The sequence below is a fragment of the Cohnella cellulosilytica genome (genome assembly GCF_042431195.1).
GTDB classification, from domain to species: domain Bacteria; phylum Bacillota; class Bacilli; order Paenibacillales; family Paenibacillaceae; genus Cohnella; species Cohnella cellulosilytica.
Window position 1 is genome coordinate 275,798 of sequence record NZ_JBHMDN010000079.1, and the last position, 26,568, is coordinate 302,365.

At 56.9% G+C, this 26,568-nt stretch carries 20 protein-coding genes and 1 other annotated feature; of the genes, 3 read left to right on the forward strand and 17 right to left on the reverse strand.

Annotated features, from left to right (window positions below; all coding sequences use genetic code 11):
- Positions 1–37 precede the first annotated feature (37 nt).
- From ACFFT4_RS34505 to gpr, 4 genes are all read right to left on the reverse strand, one after another.
- Positions 38–1,987, reverse strand: a complete 1,950-nt coding sequence (locus tag ACFFT4_RS34505) for an endonuclease MutS2 (protein WP_378054296.1) — start codon at positions 1,985–1,987, stop codon at positions 38–40.
- Positions 1,988–2,426: 439 nt separating this feature from the next.
- On the reverse strand, positions 2,427–2,819 hold the full coding sequence (locus ACFFT4_RS34510; protein ID WP_378054298.1) for a hypothetical protein: 393 nt from the start codon (positions 2,817–2,819) through the stop codon (positions 2,427–2,429).
- A gap of 15 nt (positions 2,820–2,834) precedes the next feature.
- Positions 2,835–4,088, reverse strand: a complete 1,254-nt coding sequence (spoIIP, locus tag ACFFT4_RS34515; protein WP_378054300.1) for a stage II sporulation protein P — start codon at positions 4,086–4,088, stop codon at positions 2,835–2,837.
- Positions 4,089–4,274: 186 nt separating this feature from the next.
- Positions 4,275–5,279 carry a GPR endopeptidase gene (gene gpr / locus ACFFT4_RS34520; protein ID WP_378054302.1) on the reverse strand — a complete coding sequence of 335 codons (1,005 nt, stop codon included), beginning with the start codon at positions 5,277–5,279 and terminating at the stop codon, positions 4,275–4,277.
- A gap of 129 nt (positions 5,280–5,408) precedes the next feature.
- On the opposite strand from gpr, the gene rpsT reads away from it, so the two are divergent.
- Positions 5,409–5,681 carry a 30S ribosomal protein S20 gene (rpsT, locus tag ACFFT4_RS34525; protein WP_378054304.1) on the forward strand — a complete coding sequence of 91 codons (273 nt, stop codon included), beginning with the start codon at positions 5,409–5,411 and terminating at the stop codon, positions 5,679–5,681.
- Between the two features lie 178 nt (positions 5,682–5,859).
- On the opposite strand, the gene holA is transcribed toward rpsT, so the two are convergent.
- From holA to ACFFT4_RS34575, 10 genes are all read right to left on the reverse strand, one after another.
- Positions 5,860–6,891 carry a DNA polymerase III subunit delta gene (gene holA, locus ACFFT4_RS34530; protein ID WP_378054306.1) on the reverse strand — a complete coding sequence of 344 codons (1,032 nt, stop codon included), beginning with the start codon at positions 6,889–6,891 and terminating at the stop codon, positions 5,860–5,862.
- Between the two features lie 340 nt (positions 6,892–7,231).
- A complete protein-coding gene (locus tag ACFFT4_RS34535) occupies positions 7,232–8,173 on the reverse strand; it encodes a zf-HC2 domain-containing protein (protein WP_378054308.1) in 942 nt (313 codons plus the stop codon).
- Positions 8,170–8,718 carry an RNA polymerase sigma factor gene (locus tag ACFFT4_RS34540; RefSeq protein WP_378054310.1) on the reverse strand — a complete coding sequence of 183 codons (549 nt, stop codon included), beginning with the start codon at positions 8,716–8,718 and terminating at the stop codon, positions 8,170–8,172. The genes ACFFT4_RS34535 and ACFFT4_RS34540 overlap by 4 nt, the downstream gene beginning before the upstream one ends.
- Positions 8,719–8,966: 248 nt before the next feature.
- Complete coding sequence (locus tag ACFFT4_RS34545) at positions 8,967–11,510, reverse strand: DNA internalization-related competence protein ComEC/Rec2 (RefSeq protein ID WP_378054312.1); 2,544 nt, start codon at positions 11,508–11,510, stop codon at positions 8,967–8,969.
- Between the two features lie 443 nt (positions 11,511–11,953).
- Positions 11,954–13,435, reverse strand: a complete 1,482-nt coding sequence (locus ACFFT4_RS34550; RefSeq protein ID WP_378054314.1) for a hypothetical protein — start codon at positions 13,433–13,435, stop codon at positions 11,954–11,956.
- A 14-nt stretch (positions 13,436–13,449) separates the two neighbouring features.
- The gene (locus tag ACFFT4_RS34555) at positions 13,450–14,505 is read right to left on the reverse strand and encodes a nucleoid-associated protein (RefSeq protein ID WP_378054316.1); all 1,056 of its coding nucleotides are present in this window, start codon (positions 14,503–14,505) and stop codon (positions 13,450–13,452) included.
- Between the two features lie 107 nt (positions 14,506–14,612).
- A complete protein-coding gene (locus tag ACFFT4_RS34560) occupies positions 14,613–14,870 on the reverse strand; it encodes a hypothetical protein (RefSeq protein WP_378054317.1) in 258 nt (85 codons plus the stop codon).
- Between the two features lie 718 nt (positions 14,871–15,588).
- The gene (locus ACFFT4_RS34565) at positions 15,589–16,101 is read right to left on the reverse strand and encodes a deoxycytidylate deaminase (protein WP_378054319.1); all 513 of its coding nucleotides are present in this window, start codon (positions 16,099–16,101) and stop codon (positions 15,589–15,591) included.
- 30 nt (positions 16,102–16,131) lie between these two features.
- Complete coding sequence (locus ACFFT4_RS34570; protein WP_378054321.1) at positions 16,132–17,421, reverse strand: homocysteine synthase; 1,290 nt, start codon at positions 17,419–17,421, stop codon at positions 16,132–16,134.
- Between the two features lie 102 nt (positions 17,422–17,523).
- On the reverse strand, positions 17,524–18,183 hold the full coding sequence (locus ACFFT4_RS34575; protein ID WP_378054323.1) for a ComEA family DNA-binding protein: 660 nt from the start codon (positions 18,181–18,183) through the stop codon (positions 17,524–17,526).
- A 168-nt stretch (positions 18,184–18,351) separates the two neighbouring features.
- Here ACFFT4_RS34575 and comER point away from each other — a divergent pair, with 168 nt between their 5' ends.
- Positions 18,352–19,185 carry a late competence protein ComER gene (gene comER, locus ACFFT4_RS34580; RefSeq protein WP_378054325.1) on the forward strand — a complete coding sequence of 278 codons (834 nt, stop codon included), beginning with the start codon at positions 18,352–18,354 and terminating at the stop codon, positions 19,183–19,185.
- 192 nt (positions 19,186–19,377) lie between these two features.
- On the opposite strand, the gene leuS is transcribed toward comER, so the two are convergent.
- Entirely contained in the window at positions 19,378–21,813 is a 2,436-nt protein-coding gene (gene leuS / locus ACFFT4_RS34585) for a leucine--tRNA ligase (RefSeq protein ID WP_378054327.1), read from the reverse strand.
- Positions 21,814–21,868: 55 nt separating this feature from the next.
- Positions 21,869–22,120 (reverse strand) — a binding site (T-box leader).
- Between the two features lie 130 nt (positions 22,121–22,250).
- Positions 22,251–22,874, reverse strand: a complete 624-nt coding sequence (locus tag ACFFT4_RS34590) for a TetR/AcrR family transcriptional regulator (RefSeq protein ID WP_378054329.1) — start codon at positions 22,872–22,874, stop codon at positions 22,251–22,253.
- Between the two features lie 156 nt (positions 22,875–23,030).
- Here ACFFT4_RS34590 and ACFFT4_RS34595 point away from each other — a divergent pair, with 156 nt between their 5' ends.
- Complete coding sequence (locus tag ACFFT4_RS34595; RefSeq protein ID WP_378054331.1) at positions 23,031–25,253, forward strand: MMPL family transporter; 2,223 nt, start codon at positions 23,031–23,033, stop codon at positions 25,251–25,253.
- A 21-nt stretch (positions 25,254–25,274) separates the two neighbouring features.
- Here the strand turns inward: ACFFT4_RS34595 and ACFFT4_RS34600 are convergent, their stop codons facing one another.
- Positions 25,275–26,555, reverse strand: a complete 1,281-nt coding sequence (locus tag ACFFT4_RS34600; RefSeq protein WP_378054333.1) for an adenylosuccinate synthase — start codon at positions 26,553–26,555, stop codon at positions 25,275–25,277.
- Between the last annotated feature and the right edge of the window lie 13 nt (positions 26,556–26,568).

Genomic DNA, 26,568 nt, shown 5'->3' on the forward strand with positions numbered 1-26,568 from the left:
GGAGTGCCGGAATCGCGCCGGCCATTTCCTCTCGCGGCTACTCCTCCGGCGGATGCTCGATCGTTATCCCCTCCACGTGCCGCTTGCCCATCAGATGGCGTTTTTTGCGATTGTCCACCGAGTCGAACACGATATCCAGATCGTAATTTTCGTCCGGGTAGAGGTGTTTTTTGTCGATATACTTGCGAATCCGCTTATGGTTGAGCTTGATTTTCTCCCGCTGCACCTGCACGATCAGGTTGCCTCGCTCGTCGGGCAGCCGATATACGACGCCGGCCTTGCGCAGATGAGGGATATAAACGAGATCCCCTACCGACCACTTGCCGGCCATCTCCTCGTTCGTCCGCTCCTTCTTCGTCTGCCGTTTCGACTGCCGCGAAGCGGGGCGAGCGTCCGCGCGCGCATCGGCTTGCAGCCGTCCTGCCTCCGCGTCGGGAACGGCCGTGTATTCGCGCCCATCCTTCAGCCGGTCGGCAATCGTGCGTGCCCGCTCGACGATGTTCGGCGCGATCCCCAGCTTGGCGGCAATGACGAAAGCGTAGCTGTTGCCCGCTTCTCCCATGTCCAAACGGTACAGCGGACTAAGCGTTTCTTCGTCGAACGCCATCCGGGCGTTCCGAAAGCCTTCCGCGTTCCGGGCATACTCCTTGATCTCGTTAAAATGCGTCGTCGCCATAATCACGCAGCCCCGCCGGTACAGCTCCTCCAGCACCGCAATCGACAGGCCGACCCCTTCTCCGGGATCGGTACCGGTCGCCAGTTCGTCCAGCAGCACCAGCGTCGCGGGTCCCGCGTGGGCGAGAATATCGATGACGTTGCGCAGGTGGGAGGAAAACGTGCTCAGCGACGATTCAAGACTCTGATCGTCCCCGATATCGACTTCGACGGACTGGAACACGGCCACGGAGCTTCCCTCCGCGGCGGGAATAAGCAGCCCCGATTGGGCCAGCAGCGTGAGCAGCCCGGCCGTCTTAAGCGCAACGGTCTTGCCGCCCGTGTTCGGTCCCGTAATCAGCAGCGCCCGATAGCCGTCGCCGGCGCGGATGTTGAGCGGAACCGGCTGTGCCGCCAAAAACGGGTGACGCGCTTCCTTCAGATCGAGCGCGCGATTTTCGTTCAGCTCCGGAGCGACGCCGCCGATCGCCAGCCCCCACTTGGCCTTCGCGAACAGAAAATCGCAGTATCCGACCGCATCGAGATTGACCGACAGTTCCTGCGCGTACGATTCCGCCTCTCCGGTCAAGCGCGCGAGAATAAGCGTCTCCTCGCGGCTTTCCTGGAACCGCAGCTCGCTCAGCTCCATCTGCGGTCCGGCCAGCTCCGCCGGCTCCACGAATACGGTCTGGCCGCTCGCGGATTCGTCCAGCACCGCTCCGGGCACGCGTCTGCGGTATTCCCGTTTCACGGGCAGCACGAACCGGTTGTCTCTGCGGCTGACGATTCTCTCCTGCAGGCAATCCGCCAGCCGGGACATGAGGCCTTCGAGTCTCTTCTGCAGCTTCTCCTCCGCCGCGCGGATTTTCTTCCTGAGCTTGTGAAGCTCCGGGCTCGCCGTATCCACGATGCGTCCCCGGTCGACGCAAGCCTCGATCGCCTCTCGCAGCGGCTTCAGGTCGTGCATCGACAGGCCGTAGCCGGCCACGGACGGAAAGTCCGCTCTCTTGGCGGCCATATACTGCCGCAGCTGCTCGCAGCTTCGCGCGAATTGGGCCAGATGTCCGAAATCCTGCTCGGTCAGCACGTACCCCGTTCCGAGCAGAGCCGTCAGCGTCTCCATGCCCTCCAGCGAAGGGAGCGGCGGATGCGCGCCCCGAGCAAGCAGCCGGGCAGCCTCCTCCGTCTCCGCGAGCTTGCGCCGAATGATCGCGATGTCCGCGATCGGCCGGAGCCGCTCGATTCTTTGTTTGCCCAAATACGTCACGGCGCAGTTCAGGAGCGCGGATATCGCGCGGGGATATTCCAGTTTGTCGAGTGAATGCTGTCTCATCGTTTATGCCTCCTAAGTGGAAAATAAAAAATAGGCCGCGAGGACATGCGCCATCGGCGCAAGCTCGCAGCCTGCCAGAAATCAGCCTCGAAGAGACGCGCGGCTCCCGGGCGCAAACCCGAAAAATCGCGCAAAAAAACCGTACCCTGACGAGCACGGCAGATCTCCCCGAACGCTTCGTTTCGGAAGGGGCGGTCTTGTCCGGTTCCTCACTGGTTATTCCAGCCGCGACGGCCCCATCGGCAAACAAACCTGCTTATTTCCAGGCTCGCTGCTCCATGCATGGGTCGTTAGCGACTTATTGAATAATTCAGTTCAGAACCATGACCAACATTTAAATTTCCCCTTAGAAACGGAATTACCTCCATCATAGTCGACCGCTTCGCGCGCGTCAAGCCGCATCCCCGCCCTACTCCGCGCCAGCCCCCTCCGTTCGCCGCTAGCCAAGCACCTTGTCGAACAAGGAGACGACCATGCGAATGCCGTCCCGCGACAGGTTGTTCAGCACCTCGGCCGTCTTGCCGGACAATCTGTCGACGATCGGCTCGCGATCCGCTCTCGGTATCCCGAATTCCTCGCCGTTCTCGCCGGCCTCCAGCCCCTCTCCGGCGGCGGAGGATCGGCTGTCCTCCCGAGACTTCGTTCCCTGCCGCGGCTCCTTGACCGGCAGCGTCCAGTCTCCGTCTTCGGCGGGCTGCTCGACCGCCGTTCCCTCCGTCTCCCACGGGCCTTTGACGCTTTCGATCCCCTTGGACGACAGCTCCATCCCGTACAGCACGGCAAAGCCGAGCAGACCCGCCATAATCAGCAGCTTAAACGTATCCCTGCGCATCGGCGCACCTCCTTTCTATTTTTGCGGAGCATCCGCTTTGACCGCTTTTTCGTCGTCCCAATAGATTTCCGAGATGACCTTCGCCAGCGCGTCCGCCGTCCGGTAACATTCCTCAAGCGTATTGTCGACGCCGCCGATCTCGATCAGCACGCTGTCCGGAGCGACGGACTGGTTGTACTCCCCGTTGCCGTTGGCCGCCGACTTGCCCCACACGCCCCGGGACAGACCGGGATACTGCTTCTCCAGCCGCTCGTGGAGGCGATTGGCGAAATCCTCGTTCTCGCGCCAGTTCGGGTTGCGATGCCCGATAATAAAATACACCTGCGCATAATCCTTGCCCTTGATCGTCGCCGTCGTCTTCGAGCGTCGCTGGGAATCCCGGTGGATATCGAAGAAAAATTTCAAATCTTCGTTATCGGCCATCGCCTGGCGTACGGTCTGCAAAGAATATTTATACGAATAATTCCAATTATAGCCCTGAACCGACGTCGAATAATCCTTGGGCGAATGAACGGCCCCGATTCCGCGCTTTTCGAGTTGGCCGACGAGCCGTTTGCCGACCAAGGTGACGTTGATTTTGCCCGAGTTCGGGTCCTTCGTCCCTTCCTTGAGCTCCGGATAATACGATTCGCGATTGTGCGAATGATAGACGAAGACGACTTTGCGTCCTTCCGTAGACGGCTCGCTGGCCGGAGAAGGCTTGTCCTCTCCGCCCGAAGGCGCGGGAGACGCCGGAGCCGACGGCTCGGGATCGGTCTCCGTCTCGGGAAAATGGTCGGGATCCTGCGGCTCGCCGGGCTCCCCATAATCGGAAGGCTGCTCTCCATCGGTGAGCGGACCGTGGTCTTCGGGCGCCTCCGGCGAACCCGAACCCGGCCTGAGCAGCACGGAACGATCGCGATCCATGCCCGGAAGCTCCAGCGTGAGCAGGCTTTTCGGATTGTCGGGATTCATGTCGGTCATGAACCGCAGCAGGAACGACGCCATCCGGCCCGTCTCGAACGGCGAATCCGCCGAGGCTTCCATCTCCGGAATTTCCATTGCCAGCAGCGATTCGAAAAATCGGCCCGACAGCGAGGCGGCCATCCCTTTCATCGATTGCGCGGGCGACACGGCCAGCTTGTCCTGCAGCAAGCCGCCCAGTCCCAGCAGAATGAACAGCATCATAGAACCGGCGCTCAGCAGGAAAAAAGCGCGTCCGGTAACGAGAATTTTACGCCATTTGGCACGCAGCAAGGGCCACTCCGTCGATCCGATCCTTCGTTTCATGTTGCTCTACCTCCCGGTGCCTCCGTCCTGCGAAGGCGCCTTCTCTTTTTTCCCAGGTATCTCATCCTATGAGACAAACGGGAATGATAGAACCGGAAGGTTGATAGAATGAGAGAGGAGCCGCTTCGGCTGGCGAAGCGGCTCCTGCGGGAGCGCGGCGTTCCGGGGCGTGCAGGCAAACCCGCCCTAGTGCGTATAGGCGGCCACGTTGTCGGTGTCGACCGCTTCGTGGAGCGCGGCGTTCAGGCCGCTGGCGATGACGTTGGCGATATCCTCGATAAACTTGTCGATCTCCTTGGGCGTGACGAGCAAATCGTGTCCGAGCGGGTGAAGCACCTCGCGCACCAGCTGCAGCCGTTCGTTGTCGGCCATTTTGCCGAAAACGCCGAACATCGGGTCCATGTTGTCGGTATGCTGCTTCATATGCTCGAACATCATATCCATCGTATTGTTGACGATTGTCGACGCGTATACGACGGTCGGCACGCCGATGCCGATGCACGGGACGCCGAGAATGTCCTTGGTCAGCCCTTTGCGCTTGTTGCCTATGCCCGAGCCGGGGTGAATGCCCGTATCGGCAATCTGGATCGTCGTGTTGACCCGTTCAAGCGATTTGGAGGCCAGGGCGTCGATGGCGATGACCAGGTCCGGCTTCGCCTTCTCCACAATGCCCTGCACGATGTCGCTCGACTCGATGCCTGTCGTGCCCAGCACGCCCGGCGCCACGGCGCTGACGGGCCGGTATCCCGGACTTACCTGATCCGGCATCAATTCGAAAAACTGCCGCGTCACCATCATATTCTCCACGACGATCGGCCCCAACGCGTCCGGCGTCACGTTCCAGTTGCCCAGCCCGACGACAAGCACGCTGTGCTTGGGAGTAATGCCGATCCGCTGCAGGAACGCCTCGAATTCCTTGGCCATCGCGGTCGCCACTTTATCCTGCAGCTCGGTATCGCCCTGGCGCATGCCCGGCACCTCGAGCGTGACATAGTGTCCGACCATTTTGCCGATCCGCTGCGCGGCTTCTTCGTTCTGAATTTCCATCCGGGTTACGGTAACGCCGTCGCTGCTGTCCGTCTCCGACCACAGCCCCGGAATTTCGGACGCTCCATGATCTTCCGAGGCGAGCTCCTTCGCTTCCAGAGCCAGGTCCGTGCGGATGTTATACATCGACAAGTCTTTGTCCATCGGGTGAAATAAAGCCCCTTTCGCTTGCGGATTGAGGTGGGAAATCAGCTTGCTTTTTGCCCCCTTGCATGATAGAATGTTACAAGTTGTGTGGAGAAATACTTTCTGTTTGATCTGGAGGTGAAAAGAATGCCAAACATCAAATCCGCCATCAAACGTACCAAAACGAACGAAGCTCGCCGCCTGCGCAACGCTTCGGCTAAATCCGCTCTTCGTACGGCTGTTAAACAAGCCGACGCTGCGGTCGTAGGAACGGATGTGAACGCTGCTAAAGCAGCATACGGTGCGGCACAGAAGAAGCTGGACAAAGCGGCAACCAAAGGCCTTATTCACAAAAATGCAGCCGCTCGCAAAAAGTCCCGCCTGGCCAAGAAACTCAACGCATTGTCCGCGCAAGCTTAAGGCTGCGCCTGACGCATATGCGGCGAGCCGCTCACCGGCGGCAGCCATCGAAGAGCCATCCCCTGCAGGATCGTCCTGCTTGTAGGATGGCTCTTTTGGTTTGTTTTCATGTTTTCGCGTCATGATTTCACGGCTGCGAGCACCGATCGTTCCGCCTTCCCCGCGCTCCTCCGCAGTTTCAGCTTGCCCCTTGGGAGCCGGTTCGCAGCAAGAACAGCTCGAGGCCGAGCGCCTTGTCGACCTTCCCCGTCTTCATCGCGTAATCCAGCTCCGCCAGCTCGCCAAGCAGCGCGGCCAGCCGCTCGAGGCTGAACTTGCGCGCCTGCTCGGCCGTTAATTTCGCCGCATAAGGATGAAGCCCGATCTGGGACGCCATCTGCTGCGGGGAATACCCTTGGCCTCCCAGCTCCTTCACGTAGAGCATGTTGCGAAATTGGCGGACAAGCAGCGCCATCAGCTTGATCGGCTCCTCCCGCTGCTTCAGCAGGTCGTGATACAGCGAGATCGCTTCCGTCGTACGGAGCGCGGCCAGTTCCTCGGTCAGCTTGAACACGTTCTGCTCCGTCGCCATCGGCACGAGCGTTCGGATCGCTTCGAGCGATACCGCGCCTCCTTGTCCCGCGTGCAGGCACAGCTTGTCGGTCTCCGCGGCCAGCGCGTGCATGTCGGTGCCTACGCGGCGCAGCAGCTCCTCCGCGGCCGGGGCGTCCATCGAGCGTCCCTGCCCCCCGGCGCGCTTGATCAGCCAGCGCAGCAGCTCCTCGGGCTGCAACGAGGCGAACGAGACGATGTACTCTTTGGCTTTGGCCGTTTTCACCGTTTTCTTGCGTTCGTCCAGCTTCTCCTGCGGCACGACAAAGACGAGCACCGTCGACTCCAGCGGCTGCTCCATATACGCGAGGAGACGTTCGGGTCGGTGCTCGGTTTTGGCCGATTCCTTGCCCGCGGCGAACAGCGTCTGATCCCGGACGATCACGATTTTGCTTGGCACGAGAAACGGCAGCGTCTCGGCCTCGTCGACGACCGTATCGATCGGCGTCTCCCCGGTATCGAAGCGGACGATGGCCATTTCCCTGTGCTCGGGTTCCACAAGCCGCTCCTGCAGCCGTTCGATAAATTCGTTCCTGATATAGGACTCGGTCCCGTAACAGACGTACACGGGCGAGATTTGACCTTGATTAACCGCTCGAAAAGCTTGCTTCGCGTCCATCCTGCCGCTCCTTGCTTGTTCGTTTCCTCTCATTGTACTACAAAGGCACGGGAATGCGCACCCAAGCAAAAACGCCTTCGGCGTCCTATGGACGCAGAATCGGGTTATGTCGGAGGCAGAACCGGAGGCTTCCCCGCCGCGAACCGAGCCGACAAAGACAAGGGGATCGCGCCTGCTGCGGCGCGATCCCCTTGTTCTCGGACATCTATATCAACGTCCGCCGGCCGGCCCATGGTACCGGCGCGAACGAGCGCGACAACGGTCCGGAGACGCTCGTCGGCTTATACCGTACACTATACGCGGCCTCCCCCGGGAAGGTGACTGCCGTCAAAAAGTTCGTTCATCTTTCGGATTCCGTAAACGTCGCCATGTCGAGCTGCCATTCCGTCGAGCTGCCGTCGGCAGCGGTGACCGTAAAGTTCAGCGCGGTGCTGTCATCGTTCCAAGTCAGCAGGCCGATGCTCCCATCCTTCGGCTCCGAGCTGTACAGCAGCTCGTTGTCCTCGGCGCGGTAGACCCTCAGCGTTCCCGCCTCCTCCTCGGCAGCCGCTCTCCACTTGCCGTCCGGGGATTCCGCCGTTTCCGCCGGAGCCGACAGACCCGTGATGAGAGGCCCGTCGCCTTCAAGCGCGGGAGTCATCGTATCTCCGGTTTCTCCGGATGAGGCGTCTCCCTCGTTATGACGCAGTTCCGCTTCTCCGTCCCCGCCGCCCGCCGCAAACGACTTTTCCCGTGCCTCCGGAGCGGATTGATCCTGAACGCCCTCAGGGGTCTCTTCTTGAATGGAGAACAGCGTGGCTCCCGACGCCGCCGACCCTTTCTCGCCGGCGGGCGCGGACACCGGATTCGGCATCGCCGCATCGTTATGGCTTCCGCCGCCCATTCTCAGCCACTCCCCGGGATTGCTGAACAGCAGCAGCCCGACGACGATACCCGCGGCTACGACGCCGGAAATTTTGCGAAAGAGCCGCCGGGAAGGCCGCTGCGAACGAACCGGTGCCGGCGATGAAGCGATCGAATCGCTCGCGGCTTTGTCCGCCCCGTCGGTCGCGCCGGCGGCATGCAGGCGCTCCAGCTCGGGAAGAATCGAATCCACGATACTGAATTTCGGTACGACTCGCGGAAGCTGCTCCAATTCGCTCGACAGCTTCTGCAATCTGACCAGCATGGCGGCACAATCCGAGCATTGATCGGCATGATCCATCATGAGCGATGTTTCTTGTTGATCTAGATCACCGTCAATGTAACGCTGCATGAGTTCCATCACCTCTTGGCACTTCATCCCCGGACACCACCTTTCTGATAATCGTGAAGTAAAACTTGCAATTGTTGCCGGGCTCTAAATAAGTAGGATTTGACAGTATTAAGCGGCAAATTCAAGGAATCGGCAATTTCGTTATAAGAGAAATCCTGGAGATACCTGAGAACGACCACGGTACGATGATGCTCGGGAAGCTTACCGATGGCTTCTCGAATTTCCTCCGCGGCGTACGCGGACAAAACTTCGGTCTCCACGTTATCCCCCGCCTGAAAGACCATCTCGTGCTCCTCGATGGAGACGGAAGGTTTCTTGCGCCGGAATTTGTCGATGCAGATGTTCGTGACAATTCGCTGCACCCAGGTGCGAAACTGCGCTTTTTCCTCGTAGGATCCGATTTTCGTATATATCCGAATGAGCGCATCCTGCGATGCGTCGAGCGCATCCTGCTCGTTGTTCAGCAAATAGTACGCGGTACGATACACTTGGTGCTCGATTTCGCGGAGTAGCGCGACGAGAGCTTCCCGGTCGCCCGCTTGTGCGGCTTTGATCAGAGCCGGCTCCACCACAGAAGATCCTCCTCCCCTGCACCTTCACAGACGCTAGCGTCCAAATAAAGGTTGCAGTTCCCCAACGGGAATTTTCGGTAACCCTTCATTCATACTCTATAAGTCTAGCAAAAATACGTAAAAAGTCACCATGTTTTATGCTGGATAAACGCGCGCCGCGGCAATCCCGCCCGCAGAGAACCATCCTCCCCTTGAAACCCGGCAGCAGGCCGTCGTCCCGAATATTCGTTATCTTCCTTCTGAAAGTTTTAAGAATGAGGCTCGGACGTCAAGGTCATCATCGTCCTTCTCCGCATCGTCCCGCCCGGAGAAATGCGATACTGCACCTCTCCGTTGAGGTCCGTCCTCCAGATCTCGCTTCCCGCGCTCTCAAGCCGATACAGCACCTCCGGACTCGGATGCCCGTAGAAATTGTTGCGTCCGACCGATATCACCGTCTCTCTCGGCTGCCAGAAATCGACCCACAAGCCGGTCGTCGACGTCTTGCTGCCGTGATGGCCGGCTTTGAGCACGTCGATGGCAGGGCGTTGGCCATCCAAGAAACCGGCGCCATTCCTTCCGCTCGCATACTCTTCGTCCACGATGGCGATTTCCCCTCCGGCCTCCAGATCGCCGGGCAGCAGAAAACGGCGTCCGTAAATCTCCGCCAACAGAACGACGCTTCGCTCATTTTGCTTGTCGCTGGCTTCAACGGGGCTATCCTGCTGCGAATCGTCCGCCGACGGGTACAGAACGCGGAGGTTTACCGAAGGATCGGGCTGCCATTCCAGCGATTCGTGCGCCGCGTATACGGGAATCCCCCTGTTGGCAACCGCCCGCATCAGCGCCAGCGCGCCGGACGAATCCTTGATCGTGCCGTTGAACAGCACTGCCCGTACGGGAATATTGTCGAGCACAGCGCGAGCGCCTCCGATATGATCGGTATCCATATGGGTCAGCACGAGCGCGTCCAGCTGCCGGATTCCCCTTTGCAGCAGCAGCGGCACAAGCAGCTTCCTGCCGACCTCGTAAGGATCGTTGCGTTCCCTCCACTCGTCTCCCGGCTTGCGGAAGCTGACCGTCCCTCCGGCGTCGATCAGAATTCGCTTGCCGTAGCCGGTTCGGATCAAAATGCTGTCTCCCTGCCCCACATCGAGGAAGGAAACCGCCGCTTCGCGATCCGTCCACGCCGGCTGCGCTCCCCATACGAGCCATGCGGTCAAGGCGATGCCGAATCCGCATCGCTTGGCCAACGATCGCGCTCTCTCGGAGCGCGCTGCGCCGGGAACAACGGAATCGAGCGGCGACGTAACGGATGCGCCTGCGAATTGCGCCTCGTATTGAGCCGCTTGCGCCGTCCACCATTCCCTCTCCTTGAGCCGTCGGGAGCGCCGCCTTAATCCGGCAAGCCCGACTCCCATCAGCGCATAGGCGCTTGCGACCCAGAGCAGGGACGGCTGCGGCCAGATCGTCCTCCATTGAATAAAGCCGTTCAGCCAATCGACGATGCCGAACGTCAGGTCGTTCCCCAGCGTCGCCAGCTTGGCCGGAATGACGCCCAGCGGGAGCCAAATCCCGCCCAAAGTCAAGGAAGCCATGCCAAGCGGCATCACGATCGCGCTAATAAAAGGAACGAGCAGGAAATTGGCCGGCAGGGACAGCAGGTGCATCGAATGAAAATAATAGACCGAAACCGGAAACGATACGAGCTGAGCGGTCACGGTGACGGCAACGGCTCCCTTCAACCCTTTCCATCTTATCGGCAGCAGATCCGAGACGGCCGGCACGACCAGGATCAACCCCGCCGTAACGAGAAAAGAAAGCTGAAAGCTGACATCCTCGATCAGCGAAGGATTCCAGATGAGCATAACCATCGCTGCGGCGAACAGTAAATGCAGACCGTCCTTGAGGGCGTGTCGGCGCGCCAGGCCAAGCGCGATCATCGCCATCAGACAAGCGCGCACGGCGGAGGGCGACGCTCCCGTGACCAGCATATAGACCGGCATCATCGCAAGGGTCAGCTCCAGCGATCGTTCGCGCGTCAGTCTGAGCCAACCGCAAATTTGCAGCAGCAAGTAGACGATCACGCCTACATGAAGACCCGAAATCGCGAGAATATGCGTTAATCCCAATCTGGCGAAATTATCGAACTGCACCGGATCGAGGTCGGAACGAATGCCGACGACCAATCCTTTCATATATCCTGAATCCCCGCCCGGATACAGCCGATCGGCCAGCCTGCCGATCGTATCCCGCAGCTCGTCGAGCGCCCGCAGCGGCTTCATCGGCCACGGGGCCGCCACTCTCGTATACTCGACCTGCTCCAGCCCTTGCACCGACACTTGCCAGAAGACGCCTTGCTTCATTAGATAACGGCGGTAATCGAACGCTCCGAAATTGGAAGCTTGCCCGGGAAGCTCCAAGACCCCGGTCAGAAGAACGCGGTCCCCCCTTCTCCACTCGCCGGCCGTCTGCTGTTCGCTTGGCTTGGCCAGCTTTACCCTAACGACGACGACCTCTTTCGTGCGCCTCTCTTCGGAATCGCCCAACCGGATCGTCTCGGCCCTCAGCCTGAACGCGACCAAATCTCCGTCCACTTCCGCGACAGAGTCGAGCCTGCCCGCAAGCTCGGCCGCGCCGCCGCACGCCTCGACTTCGGCCGCCGGAATATCGGACGATAAGCGCTGCTCGGTCCACGTCCTTTCCGCATGCGCCAACACCAACGCGGCCGCGCATACGCACGCCAGCCTCGGGGACGCCAGACCCGTCATCGCTGCCGCCAGCAGCATCAGAAGCAGCGCGCCCGCTGCCAATAAGGCCCCTCTCCCCGAACATAAAGACAGCAGCGCAGTCCCTGCAATCCAGCAGCAGCTCACGGCCACCAACGGCCTTCGATCCATTTCCAATGCCTCCCCTTCCACGCAAAAAAGCACCCCTCCGCCAAGCGCAACGCTTGACGAAGAGGTGCTTCCTCATAATTAGGTATTTTTAGTTGTTCGATGAAGACCAAGAGTGTCGGTATAACAAGTAGTTTTACCGCCCCCCTATTCTGATCTGATCTTTATTGACCCAATTCTGAGACCTAGTAGACTATCCCTATAGATTCTCTTTATGTTACCTGAAGATAGATAATTTAGCAATCAGATTCATTCAGTTTATTTTGTCCGTCATGAGCAATATCGACATATTCTTCTTGCTGAACGGCCTGAGTTGTTTTTGACCGTAATCTCATGCCCGCTCCTGCATCTCGCACCCACTATGGAACTTGATTGTATGTATCCTGAGTTACACTTACGCTATCTGCATCTCCAAGTTTAACAGCTGAGAAGTAGTTGTCAGGTAGAAACAAACCAGTCAAAATTAAAACTAACATAAAAGTAACTAACCATATCGTTATATTTCGATATCTCCGCAAATAGTGCTCAATGCCTTCCATTGAAGGTTCTATGTACGTCTTCTTAATATCCGCAACGTCGTTATCATCCAAAACCACAAATTCTGCAGTGTAATCATCATACAGTTTTATAATATCATCTGATTTTTTCCGAACATAGTTGCCGTTTATGAAATATGAAATCGCAAAATAGATACAATGAAACGCAAAGGCAACCAATAAGAACCATCTCTCGCCTCTTGATAAGCCCAGTGCTCCAGAAAATACAGCTGTAATAATGCCAATTAAAGACGTATTAATATAAGTTTGAAGCTTATCGGCTTCTCCCCTTAAGTCAGAAGCAAACTTATGAGCTTCTTTGATTACGTCTTTACGCTCACTGAAGAACTTTTTGATGCTGTCCTTAATATAGGCAGAGAAGTGGCTTGTTATAGTTTTATATATCTTTGGTAACAATTCATCTATTTTCTTAACGGTTTCATTACTATTCAGATATAACGTTAGGATGTTTCTTGATATTTCAATTTTGTCAGAGTAATGTTTTTCTTCGTAAGAAAATTTAAAAATACTATATAAAATAGAAGCATTTACGGGAAAAAAGTTGTTCTCGAGTTCAATCTCTGTATTCTTATGACCTCTGATTGTAATTTTACGATCAACGATTTTATTTGATAAATGAAGAAACGATGAGTAAAACAAATTTGACTCGTGCCACATTTTCAACTCTTCATCAATGTTTTGAAAATAAAAAAAGTGCGGAATTGGTACCGCCGTGAGCAACCGTGACGTTTCCTCTCTAATTTTAATAAGTCGAGCGCCCTCTTCTTTGATTGGATCAGACAAATCACTAGCGTTATGAATTGTAAAACTTTCTAGCGGTTTCAGTAAAAGATACTCATTGTTCGATTCGGTATCAATCGGAATATGTACAACAACGGTTTTCTGCTCATTTATTCTTTTAAAGAAATTAAAGTTAACAGTGTCGAATGATTTTATAAAAGAATCTAAAGTGAAAAAAATAAACACATTTTCATCCAGATTGAATCTCAGTCGTTTATTTATGCTAATTTTAAATTTAATTTCTTTGGTTAAATTCAATATGTGCTTTTCCTGAAAATCGTAAACCTGTTCATATTCAAAGAGATCTTCTTCATAATTTACTTCTAGGCTTACAAATAAGTTTTCAAAGAGGTTCTTACTGGGGGCAGATAATTCAAAAAACTTCTCTAAAGTGGAGGAAAACGTAAAGACGGCTATATCAACATCTTCTATGCTGCTTACTTTAACAGCATTATTCGAATATTGTTTTGTCATTGCTAAAATATCCTTTAGCAACTGGTTCATAGCCGTCGCTCTCCTTATTTAAATTTTTGTTTCAGTTCCACACCCTTAATTCTAATTACTGTAGTCTTGCTTCCGTCTTCTTCATCTTCATAATCCACAAATACACTGTGATCTTGATAGCTTACCGGGAACTGGATTTTGATTTTATTATTGCTATCAGCAAAAAACGCAACAGTTTGTTTTTTGTTTGCTGTAAACTGATAGTACGCATTTTCTTTTTCGCTTAACAACTTTTGCTTGAACGATTCAATCTTATGCAATCGATCCGCGTCACCAGGAATATAAGTCTTAAAAAGACTTTCTAGATCGGCTTCCAAGTCAACTTCCCGTCCGTCTGAGAGAATGTTATCGATTTTGTAGTTAAAATCCAGGATTTGTTTAGGATCTATAACAATGTTTTCAGCCACTCCAAATTCGCTCAATTTCTTCCCAACGAGCTCAGTCATTGCTTTATCATTAATAACAATTTCAGCACCAAGAAAGGTTTTCAAGAAAAACTTTGATACTTCCCCGGTAAGCTGCTGCTTGTCCAACACGCGAAGATGCATCTCTTCATCATAGAGATTTTCGTCTAATTTTATAAAAGCACATTTATGCAGCTTTTCATTAACGCTGGGCAGCATATCCTTTTGAACTTTAAACTGATAATTGATTAAATCAAGCTGTATACCTTTATTAGGATCCATTTTAAGAATCGCCAAGTAGTCCGAATTCGTTCTGGCATCAAAATACTGTAAGAACATTAACGTACCTGAACTTGTTGTTGACGCCGCATACATTGCATTAAACAATAATTGTGTCATGTTTTTACTGTTGTCGATGAAAACTTGGTCATCAGTTAAGTCAGCAGCAATCTCAACGCAGTCAATTAACACAGATGCATGTTCTTCACTGAAGATACACGCTTGAACTTGTTTGGCAACTAAAGCACTTTCAATATGCGAAATGAAAAAATCTCTTACTTCCTGTGGGACCGTGTGAAGAGGCATTAATCTATCAAAAGTCGTCGGTCCTGCCTGAGTTAAATCGATGCCATGTGTAATGAGGCGTTTCAATGTAAGGTTCGACAAATGAAAATCCCCTTTTAGTCAAAAAGTCGGATAAATATACTTCCAATTTATCACATGGAAAAAAAATAAGAAACAAAAAAATAAACGGAGCTTTGCTCCGCATATGCTCAAATTATTTCATCGCTGATTTTAATATTAGATAATCGACCTTTGAACTCGCAAATAGCATCCCAAGAGCCTTCGGCTTCCACTAATTCTTTATTGTACGGTATCTTTGGATTCAAATATGCGTAAAGGAGTTGCTTGGCAAGGGATTCATCATCTTTAACTGAAGCATACTGCTTGACTGCTTTCCTTTTTAAATCATCATCAATAACTACGTCACAAGTAATTATCAACTGAGCTTGTACTTTTCGTTTCTCCATAAAAACACCTCTTTTGTTTGCTGTTACTGATTACTATTCTGGTGGATGTCTTTTTAGCCTATCACTGTATTATTAGTTAGTATCTAAAATCCCTTCACTTCTGGTTTTATATACCACCGATCAGATTTCTTATTTATGCAGCTTGTCATTACTACTACTTGTCGAAATTTTTATTTATTATCATTTTAGACAAGATTTATTACCCCAAAACCGAAATAAAAAGTTAATTTCCGACTTTTGTTGTACTACAACGTGACCACCGTCCATTTATGATCGAGTACAGTTAGGAAACAATCACTCAATGTCATCGGGCTAGAATACAGTAGCATTTTTCCTGCATATAACAGGATACATTCCTCGTTTTGTTATCCACAAATATCTAACCATTGATCTGTGGACTCAATCGTCATTTGGTGATACCCCCAGCATTTTTTCTCATTCACCACAAACTCTCCGGTACGTTTTTTTCTGATCGCTTTTCTTGTCATCCTTTCAAACGCAAAGAGAAGCATCCCCCCCGCAGAGCAATTATGCTCAGCAAAGAGGTGCTTCCTCTTCTTATTTCCAAACAGATTTATTTGTGAAAAAACCGGGGAAACCCGGCTCCGTATGTTGCTGCCGAGAAGAAGAGCCGGGTGACAATCCGGATCTCCTAACTGCGATTAATCGCAGGGTATGGGCTGCCTGTTCCCACCTCTGCTCCTTCTCGACTCCGCATTTACGAACCGTCCTGGACCTCGGTGTCCGCGGGCGGGACGTAGTTGTCCAGCTTGCGGAAAATGAGTCCCCGCTGCTCCATCAGCGCGGCGACTTTGCCGTAATCCTTCGGATAAGGTCTGAAGTAGACGATCTCCGCGATGCCGCTGTTGGCGAGCATGTTCGCGCAAGTCCAGCAAGGCTGGTCCGTCACGTAAACGACGGAGCCCTCGCGGTCCACCCGGTCGGTGAACAGCAACAGGTTCTGCTCCGCGTGAATCGTCCGGATGCAGCGCTGCTTCTTGATCATTTCCGAGGAGCCCGCCGAGGCCGGCTCGTACTCTTCCACGATCATGCAGCCGGCCTCGGAGCAATCCTGCACGCCCATCGGAGCGCCGTTGTACGCCGTGCCGAGCAGCTTTTTGCCCTGCACGAGCACCGTCCCGACATGGCGTCTCGGACAGCGCGAACGGGTAGAAACCATAAAAGCGATGTCCATGAAATACGTATCCCAGTCTTTGCGCAAGGCTGTCATCTTACTCCCTCCGCCCCGGGGCCTGCCTCGTTACCGTTGACTTGCCGCCAGCGCTTGTTCCAAATCGTTGATAATGTCTTTGATGCCTTCCGTGCCGACCGACAAGCGGATCATGCCCGGCTGCACGCCGGCCCCGATCTGCTCTTCCTCGCTCAATTGCTGGTGGGTCGTGCTCGCCGGATGGATGATCAGCGACTTGGAATCGCCGACGTTCGCCAGATGCGAGAACAGCTTCGCGGCGTTGATCACTTTTTTGCCCGCTTCGATGCCGCCCTTGATTCCGAAGGTCAAAATCGCGCCCTGGCCGTTAGGCAAGTAGCGCTGGGCCAATTCGTAGGAAGGATGGCTTTCCAGACCCGGATAGTTTACCCATTCCACCGCGGAATGAGACTCGAGGAACTTCGCGACGGCAAGCGCGTTGCTGCTGTGGCGCTCCATGCGCAAATGCAGCGTCTCCAGGCCCTGCAGGAACATGAAGGAGTTAAACGGAGACAGCGCCGCCCCCATGTCGCGAAGCAATTGCACGCGCATTTTAATAATGTACGCGATCGGACCGACAGCATCGGTGTACACGACGCCGTGGTAGCTCGGGTCCGGCTCGGTCAGGCCGGGGAATTTCCCGCTGGCTTTCCAGTCGAACTTGCCTCCGTCGACGACGATGCCGCCGATCGAAGTCCCGTGGCCGCCGATAAACTTCGTGGCCGAGTGAAGGATGATATCCGCGCCGTGATCGAGCGGACGAAGCAGGAACGGCGTCGTGAACGTGCTGTCGATAATGAGCGGGATGCCGTTATCGTGCGCAATCGCAGCGACAGCGGCAACGTCCAGAACGTCTCCCCGCGGGTTGCCGATCGTCTCGGCGAATACCGCCTTCGTCTTCGGCGTAATCGCCGCGCGGAAATTTTCCGGGTTGGACGGATCCACGAATTTGACCGTAATGCCCAGCTTCGGCAGCGTGATCGCGAACAGATTGTATGTACCTCCGTACAGGCTGGACGAAGAGACGATCTCGTCTCCCGCTCCCGCGATGTTCAGAATGGAATACGTAATCGCCGCCTGCCCGGAGCTGACCGCCAAAGCCGCCGCGCCGCCTTCAAGCGCGGCTACCCGCTGCTCGAACACGTCCGACGTCGGGTTCATGATCCGAGTATAGATGTTGCCAAACTCTTTTAACGCGAACAAGTTCGCCGCATGATCCGTATCGCGAAAGCCATAGGATGACGTTTGGTAAATCGGAACCGCCCGGGACATCGTCGTCGGGTCGACCTGCTGCCCTGCATGCACCGCAAGCGTTTCCAGGGAATAGGATTCATTGCTCATTCGGATTTGAACCTCCCAAAAGTGGATAATGGATTTAGATCGTTTTCCCTCCCATTCTCTCATAAAATTTGGCTAAAGTAAAAGTCAATCTCGGGCGTTTCTTTATTTCCTCGCCGCGACGTATACGAGAGCGGACAAACGCTCGAAAACCTTGGGTCCGATCCCCTTAACGTCCAGTAGCTGCTCCACTCTTCGGAAGCCGCCGATCTTGTCGCGATGGGCGATAATGGCCTTCGCTTTGGACGGGCCGATGCCGGGCAGCGCATCCAGATCGGCTTCGGTCGCCCTGTTCAGATCGAGGGCTCCCGAAGGTTGGTCCACAGGCTCGCCGCTCTCTCCGGAAGGCATCGGCGAGGGAGACGCTGCTTCTGCGTAAACATCCGACTGAGGATCGGAGGCGACGTTGGAAGGCGAAGCCCCGGCAGCGGCTGAAGAAGACGGAGGTTGCCTCTCAGCCTCCTGCCCCTTGTCTGCCGGGGGCTGTGCCTGTGCGCCAGATTCCTGCTCGGATGGCGCCGCCTGTCCGCCAGATTCCTTGTCTGCGGAAGACGTCGCTTGCCCGCCAGCTTCCCGCTCCTTCTCTGCCGGAGGTGGAGCCAACAGACCGAGCGTTTCCTCCAGAGATTCGTTTACGGGCGTCCATCCTGCGATCGTCGCCGGGCGGGAACCGAGGAATAAAGCGATGCAGAGCGCGCAAGCTCCGATCGCGAATAAAGCGGCGGCAGCCGGTTTGCGCATGCGAAATGGTTTATTTTTATTCATTTTGTTGTATCCTCCGTTTCTTATCTCGCATAAATATAGGAAAAATCGTTCATGACGTCCAAGCACGTATTCATATAATGGAATGCAAGGTAAACGTACGTCCTCGTCCCAAGCGATCGGGACGGATAAACGGCGGAACGTTTGAACGACTCTGTAGGAGGGACCAGGATGAAGATCGGCTTCATCGGTGCGGGGAGTATGGGAAGCTTACTGGTGGGTGCCTTCGTACGCGCCGGCGCGATGCAGCCGGACGACGTCGTAGTCAGCTCCCGGACGCATGGCAAGCTGTCCGCACTGGCCGAGCAATATCCCGGCCTGCATATCGCCGCTTCGAACAGGGAAGCCGCGATCGGGGCCGATTATTTGTTTTTGTGCGTAAAACCGTTGGATTTCCGAAGAGTGCTGGATGAAATCTCGCCTGTATTAACCGCGGAGCAGATCGTTGTCTCGATTACGAGCCCCGTCAAAATCTCCTCCCTGGAGGAGCTTACGCCGAGCAAAGTCGCTAAAATTATTCCCAGCGTCGTCAACGCCGTCGGCAGCGGCGCCTCGCTCGTCATGTGGGGGACCCGATTGACGGAGGAGGATAAGCGGGCGCTGTGGGAGCTGTTTGCCTCGATCAGCCGGCCGATCTGCGTTCCCGAGGAGGAGGTGCGGGTCGCATCGGACTTGTCCAGCGTCGGTCCGGCGTTTATGGCGTTCCTGCTCGAACAGTTCATCGACGCCGCGGTTCTAACCGCGGGGATGGAACGGGAAACCGCCACCGCCCTGGCCTGCGAAATGATGCTGGGCACGGCGCGGCTTATGCTGGAGCTCCCCTGCTCGCCGGCCGAGCTTCAGGCGCGGGTATCGGTGCCGGGCGGCATTACGGCCGCCGCTCTGGAGTCGCTGCGCAAGACGACCCGCGGCGCGTTCATGCAGGTGCTGTTCACGACGCACGAGAAGTTCGCCGAAGATCTCGATCGCGTCGATTCCTCACTCTTCCCCCGCGAGCGCACCTAGCGCCCGGCCCGAGGGCCGTGGAGCAAGGCAAACAAAAACGCCGCCCGGCCCCGTCCTCAAGGACGGGGTCAAGCGGCGTGTGCTTCACGCTGCGATCGTTCTATCGCTTCCTTATTTCTTGCAGCTTCATTCCTTGCGGCTTTGCCGTTCCGTCAGGCAGACGCTCCCGTTTCCAGACGGCCACGGCCCGAATCAGTTGGCAACGATGTTGACGAGCTTGCCTTTGACCGCGATCACCTTGCGAATCGTCTTGCCGGAGATCAGCTCCTGCACCTTCGCGGATTCAAGCGCCTGCGCCTGCATGCCCGCTTCGTCCAGATCGGCGGCGATCTTCAGACGTTCGGCGATCTTGCCGTTCACCTGCACGACGATTTCGACCTCGGCATCCACCGTAAACGCCGCGTCGTACTGCGGCCACGAAGCGTAAGTGACGGATTCGGAACGGCCAAGCTTCTCCCACAGCTCTTCCGTGATGTGCGGCGCGATCGGGGACAGCATCTGCACGAAGTCCTCCATCGCTTTTTTCGGCAGCACTTCCGTCTTGTACGCTTCGTTGACGAAAATCATCATCTGGCTGATCGCCGTGTTGAAGCGCAAGCCCTCGTAATCCTCGCCGACCTTCTTGAGGCTCTTGTGCCAAACCCGGCGGAACGCCTCGTCTCCCGGAACGTCCCGGATTTTTGCGTTCAGCTTGCCGCTGTCGTCGACGAACAAGCGCCACACGCGAGCGAGGAAGCGGAAGACGCCTTCCACGCCATTGGTGTTCCACGGCTTGGTCGCTTCCAGCGGGCCCATGAACATCTCGTACATCCGCAGCGTATCGGCGCCGAATTCGCCGACGATGTCGTCCGGATTGATGACGTTGCCGCGGGATTTGGACATTTTCTCGTTGTTCGTGCCGAGAATCATCCCTTGGTTGACCAGCTTGTGGAACGGCTCCTTCGTGCTTACGACGCCGAGATCGTACAGCACCTTATGCCAGAAGCGCGCATAGAGCAAGTGAAGAACCGCATGCTCCGCGCCGCCGATATACAAATCGACCGGCAGCCATTCGCGCTGCTTCTCCGGAGAGCAGATCTCCTTGTCGTTCTTCGGATCGATGAAGCGCAGGTAGTACCAGCAGCTTCCCGCCCATTGCGGCATCGTATTCGTCTCGCGCCGGGCTTTGCGGCCGTTGCGCGGATCGACGACGTTGACCCATTCGGTCACATTGGCCAGCGGAGACTCGCCCGTCCCGGAAGGCTGGATCGCATCCACGTCCGGCAGCAGCAGCGGCAGCTCCTCCTCGGGAACGGTGTCCATCGTGCCGTCCTCGTAGTGCAGCACCGGAATCGGCTCGCCCCAGTAACGCTGACGGCTGAACAGCCAGTCGCGCAGACGGTACGTCACCTTGCCTTTGCCCTTGCCTTCCTTCTCCAGCCGCGCGATCATCGCCTTGATCGCGTCCGCCGTTCCCAATCCGTTCAGAAACTCCGAATTGACCAGCTTGCCGTCGCCCGAATACGCCGCTTCCTCGACGTTGCCCCCGGCGACGACTTCCACGATCGGCAGGCCGAACTTCTTCGCGAATTCCCAGTCCCGCTCGTCGTGCCCCGGAACGGCCATGATCGCGCCCGTGCCGTAGCCGCCGAGCACGTAATCGGCGATCCAGATCGGCACCTTGGCGCCGTTCACCGGGTTGACCGCGTATGCGCCCGTAAATACGCCGCTCTTGTCCTTGGCCAGGTCGGTGCGCTCGAGATCGCTCTTGTGCGCCGCCTGCTCGACGTAAGCGTCGACGGCCGCTTTCTGCCCGGCGGTCGTGATCGTACCGACCAGCTCATGCTCCGGAGCCAGCACACAATACGTCGCCCCGAACAGCGTGTCCGGACGCGTCGTGAATACGGTCAACGCAGCGTCGTGGCCGTCGATGGCGAACGTCACTTCCGCGCCCGTCGACTTGCCGATCCAGTTGCGCTGCATGTCCTTGATGCTCTCCGACCAGTCCAGCTCCTCCAGGTCCTCCAGCAATCTCTCGGCGTACTCGGTAATCTTCAGCATCCACTGGCGCATCGGCTTGCGGATAACCGGATGGCCGCCGCGCTCGCTCAGCCCGTCGATGACCTCTTCGTTCGCCAGCACCGTGCCCAGCGCCGGACACCAGTTGACCGGCACTTCCGCGACGTAGGCGAGTCCTTTTTTGTACAGCTGGATAAAAATCCACTGCGTCCATTTGTAATAATCCGGGTCCGTCGTGCTGAACTCCCGGTCCCAGTCGTAGGAGAAGCCGAGCGACTTGATCTGGCGGCGGAAGTTGTCGATGTTCTCGAACGTGATTTCGCGCGGATGGCGGCCCGTCTGCAGCGCGTACTGCTCGGCCGGCAGGCCGAACGCGTCCCAGCCCATCGGGTGCAGCACGTTAAAGCCTTTCATCCTCTTATAACGGCTGACGATATCGGTCGCCGTATAGCCTTCGGGGTGGCCGACGTGGAGCCCGGCTCCCGACGGATACGGGAACATGTCAAGCGCGTAAAACTTCGGCTTGCCCGCTTCCTCCGTCGTCTTGAACGTCTTGTTCTCGTCCCAATATTTCTGCCACTTCGGTTCGATTTTCTGCGGCTGATAGCCCTGACCTTGCTCCTGTGCCATGTCGATTAACTCCCTTATCCGTCAAAATAAAAAAGCTCCCGCCCCCAGCGTTATCGCTAGGGACGAGAGCGTCATCTCCCGTGGTACCACCCTAGTTGACGGCAATCCTGCTTGGATGTCCGCCCACTCCGCCTCGTAACGAGAGGTAACGCCTTGCCTAGCGCCCGGCATCCGCATAGCGAATTTGCAAGAGCGTTCGGCTCGGAGGCTCCAAGGCGAGTTCTTCGCAGTCGTTAACCGGCTCGCACCTTCCGCCGGCTCTCTGAAATAACGTCATGCGAGTACTGATCCTTTTCACAGCCAAAGTATGCCATGATTATAGCCATTCGCGCGATTCGTGTCAAGCGGAGGAAGACGCCTCTGTCGAGCGGAGGCGCCTCGCGCCGAACGTACAGCCGCCGAGCGTGCCGCGGTCCGCCGGTTCGGCAAAGCGGCCGTTACCGGTCCGCCGCTCCGTGCAGGAACAAATCCGCGACGGCCGTCGCCAGCCGCTCCGGGGCGAACGCTTCGTCCCCGATCCGCTCCCGGCTTCCGACCATCAGAAGCGCGGAGAAGGCATGGGACAGCAGCATCGGATGCCCCTTCGCAAGCTCCCCGTCCGCCATCGCCCTGGCGAACTCCGCCGCAAGCGCCTCGTGAATCCCGTGCTCCGCCTCGCGGATCTCGGCCTTCTGCTCTTCGCTCAGCGAAGCCAGCGCTTCTCTCATCAGGCTTTCGAATTCGATATGCGCCTGCAGCTTCGTCATTTTAGCTAACGCGATCTGCACGAGACGCTCCCGCAAAGTTCCGTTCGCCTCGATGATCCGTTCGGTGACCGAGCGGATTCGCCGCATCATTTGCGTTACGGCCGCGGTAAACAGCACCGCTTTGTTATCGAAGTAATAGTAGACGGACGCCTTCGTCACTCCCGCTCGCGCGGCGATCATATTGACCGAAACCGGCTCATACCCTAATTCCATAAACAGAACGGAAGCGGTCTGCAGCACCTTGTCTCTCATCGACGGCTGGTCCGCCCCGCTCTTCGGTCTTCCGGGCGCTCGTCCGGAACGGGAACCGCTCATCGCTGTCCCTCCTTATGCGAAAAAACTCGTCGTTGCATAATTAACCTTCCGGTATATATAATTAATTCGAAATTATATTCCATTATATCCGAAAATCGAAATTCCGAAAGCTCTCATTTATAGCGTTCTTCAAAAAAAGAAGGAGGACCGCCCGTCATGAGCGATAAAGAACATCGTTACGGAGGCTGGGTTTCCGGCAAGCGAAGCAAATGGATCACGCTGCTCGTCTGGATTGCCGCGGCCGGCCTGCTGAGCGCGCTGCTCCCGTCCGTGAACAGTCAGGAAATCAACAACTCCCCCAATCTGAAATTCGGAAAGCCTTCCGTACAGGCGGACGCCGTCGCCGCGCGCGAATTCCCGAGCGGATCGGACATTCCGGCGCTTGTCGTGCTGCGCAAGGGCGACGGACTCGGCGAGGCCGAGCTCGGCTTCGTCCGCAAGCTGACGGAGAAGCTGACCGCCTCGCCCGTGCCGCATCAGACGGCTGTCCCGCCGCTGCACGCAATGCCGTCGCAAGCGCTGCTGGGCCAGCTCTCCGCGGACGGGAGCACGCTGGTGCTGCCCGTTCTGTTCGCCAAAGACGCGGGAGCGGAAAATTTAAAGGAAGGCGTGACCGAGCTCAAGCGAGAGCTTGCCGCCATCGCCGGAGCCGACCCGTTCGCCGAGCCCGGCGATTCCGCGGACAGATTGAGCGCGCGCGTCACCGGCCCCGTCGGCATTCAGATCGATGCGACGGGCTTGTTCCGGAACGCCGACGTCAGCTTGCTGATCGGAACCGTGCTGCTCGTCCTGCTCCTGCTCTTGCTCATTTACCGTTCGCCGATTTTGGCGCTTCTGCCCCTCGTCGCGGTAGGCTTCGCCTACGGGGTCATCAGCCCGCTGCTCGGCTGGATGGCAAGCAAGGGCTGGATCGTCGTGGACGGCCAGGCGATCTCGATCATGACCGTTCTGCTGTTCGGCGCCGGCACGGATTACTGCCTGTTCCTGATCTCGCGCTTCCGTCACCTGCTCAAAACCGAGACCGGCAAAACCAAAGCGCTGCTCGCCGCCGTTACCGGCTCGTCGGGCGCGATCGCGATGAGCGGCTTAACCGTCGTCATAGCGCTCCTGACGCTGCTCGCGGCGGAATACGGAGCATACGAGCGCTTCGCCGTGCCGTTCAGCTTGGCGATTCTGATCATGGGCATCGCGAGTCTGACGCTTGTTCCCGCGATGCTCGCCATTCTCGGCCGGGCCTCCTTCTATCCGTTCGTGCCCAGAACGCCGGAGATGCAGCGGGAACGCGCCGCCCGCAAGGGCAAGCCGGCCCCCGCCGCTCCCAAGGAGCCGCGCAATTGGGCCGGACGCATCGTCACGGGCAAGCCTTGGGCGGTGCTGGTCGTCTGTCTGCTGCTGCTCGGAGGTTTGGCGGCCGTTACGCCGCAAATCAAGTTCACCTACGATTTGCTGTCGTCTTTTCCGAAGGATATGGAGTCCAGGGAAGGGTTTGCGGTGATCGGCGAGCAATTCTCCCCGGGAGATCTGGCGCCGGCGAAGATCATCGTCGATACGCAGGGTCATGCCGTTAATTTGAGAGAAAAGCTGGCCGCCCTGCCTTACGTCGATATCGTGTCCGAGCCGCAGACGGGCCAATCCAATCCGAACATCGTCGCGTATGAGCTCCAATTCGATCTGAATCCGTATTCAATTGAGGCCATGGGTCATATTCCAGAGCTGCGGAAGGTTGCGGAGCAGGCGTTGGCCGATTCCGGCGTCGCGAGCCCGCAGGACGGCGTCTGGATCGGCGGTCAAACGGCGGAGCAGTACGACAACAAAACGACGGGAGAACGGGACACGAGGCTTGTCATTCCGATGGTCATCGGGCTGATCTCTCTGCTCCTGCTGCTGTATTTGCGCTCGGTCATCGCGACCGTCTATCTCGTGCTCACCGTCATCGTTTCCTTTTTCTCCGCGCTGGGGCTCGGCTGGCTGGTCGTTCATTACGGGATGGGGGCTGATGCGATCCAAGGCGCGATTCCGCTGTACTCGTTCGTTTTTCTGGTCGCGCTGGGCGAGGATTACAACATCTTCATGATCTCGAGCATCTGGCAAAAAAGAAAACGAATGCCGCTTAAGCGGGCGATCAGGGAAGGCGTCGGCGAGACGGGCGCCGTCATCACGTCCGCGGGACTCATTCTGGCCGGAACGTTCGCCGTGCTGGCGACGCTGCCGATTCAGGTGCTCGTGCAATTCGGGACGATTACCGCGATCGGCGTGCTGCTCGATACGTTCGTCGTGCGCCCGTTCCTCGTTCCGGCGATTACGCTGCTGCTGGGACGCCGGGCCTTCTGGCCGGGCAAGCTCGAGCCGGTCGGGGAGAAGCCGGCGTCCTCCGACTAACGCGCTCCGACAGGACCGCCTTCAAATCCGCCGTATCGTCTGGTCGCGATGAGGACCGACCGATACGGCGGTTATTTTTACGCCGACGGCCGCCTCGATGTAACCCACGTAGCTCCTGGCCTCCTCGGGAAGCTCGTCGAACGAACGGCATGCGGAAATATCGCTTTTCCATCCCGGAAGTCTCCAGAGAACCGGTTTCGCTCGCTGCAGCATAGGCAACGTTGGGAAATCCTCGACAACCGTTCCGTTCATCTCGTAGCCGACGCATACCGGAATTTCCGCCAAATAGCCCAGCACGTCCAGGTTCGTCAGCGCGACCTCCGTCGCGCCTTGAACGCCGCAGCCGTAACGAGTCGCCACGACGTCGAACCAGCCTACCCTTCTTGGGCGACCGGTGACGACCCCGTATTCTCCGGCGTCTCCTCCTCTGCGCCGAAGCTCCTCGGCTTCTTCGCCGGCCAGCTCGGAGACAAACGGTCCCGCTCCGACGCAGGAGGAATACGCCTTGACGACGGCCAGCACGCGGGAGATGGCGTACGGGGGCAGACCCGCCCCAACCGCGCCGTGACCGGCAAGCGTCGACGAAGACGTCGAATACGGATAGATGCCGTGGTCCGGGTCCCGCAGCGCGCCAAGCTGGCCTTCGAGCAGAATCGTCTCCCCGTTCGCATGCGCTTGCCGGAGAAGCTTGGTCGTATCGCATACGAAAGGTTCAAGCCTTCCGCCGAGCTCGGTCAATTGCTCGACCAGCTCGCCCGGCTCCAAAGCCGGTTTGTCGTACAGATGCTCGAGCAGTACGTTTTTGGCCGCAAAAGTCCGCTCCAGCTTGCTCCTCAGCAGGTCCTCGTGAAGCAGGTCGGCCACCTGGACGCCCAGCTTGGCGTATTTGTCGGCGTAAAACGGCGCGATGCCGTTTCTCGTCGAGCCGAAGCTCTGCGCGCCGAGTCTCGTCTCCTCCAGCTCATCGAGCAGCCGATGCACGGGGAGCACGACCTGGGCGCGATCCGACAAGCGGACGTTCGGCTTCGCGACGCCGCGCTCCTCCAGAAGCGCCAGCTCGGCCAGCATTCGCTCCGCGTCCAACGCGGCCCCGGGCCCGACGACGTTCACCGTCTCCGGATGAAACACGCCGGAAGGCAGCATGCGCAGGGCAAACTTCCCGTAATCGTTAATGATCGTATGCCCGGCGTTGCTTCCTCCCTGATACCTGACGACGTATGAAGCCTCCCCGGCGTACAGATCGGTCATTTTCCCCTTGCCCTCGTCTCCCCAATTCGCTCCCACGATCGCTGTAACCGTCATATTTTCCGGCCTC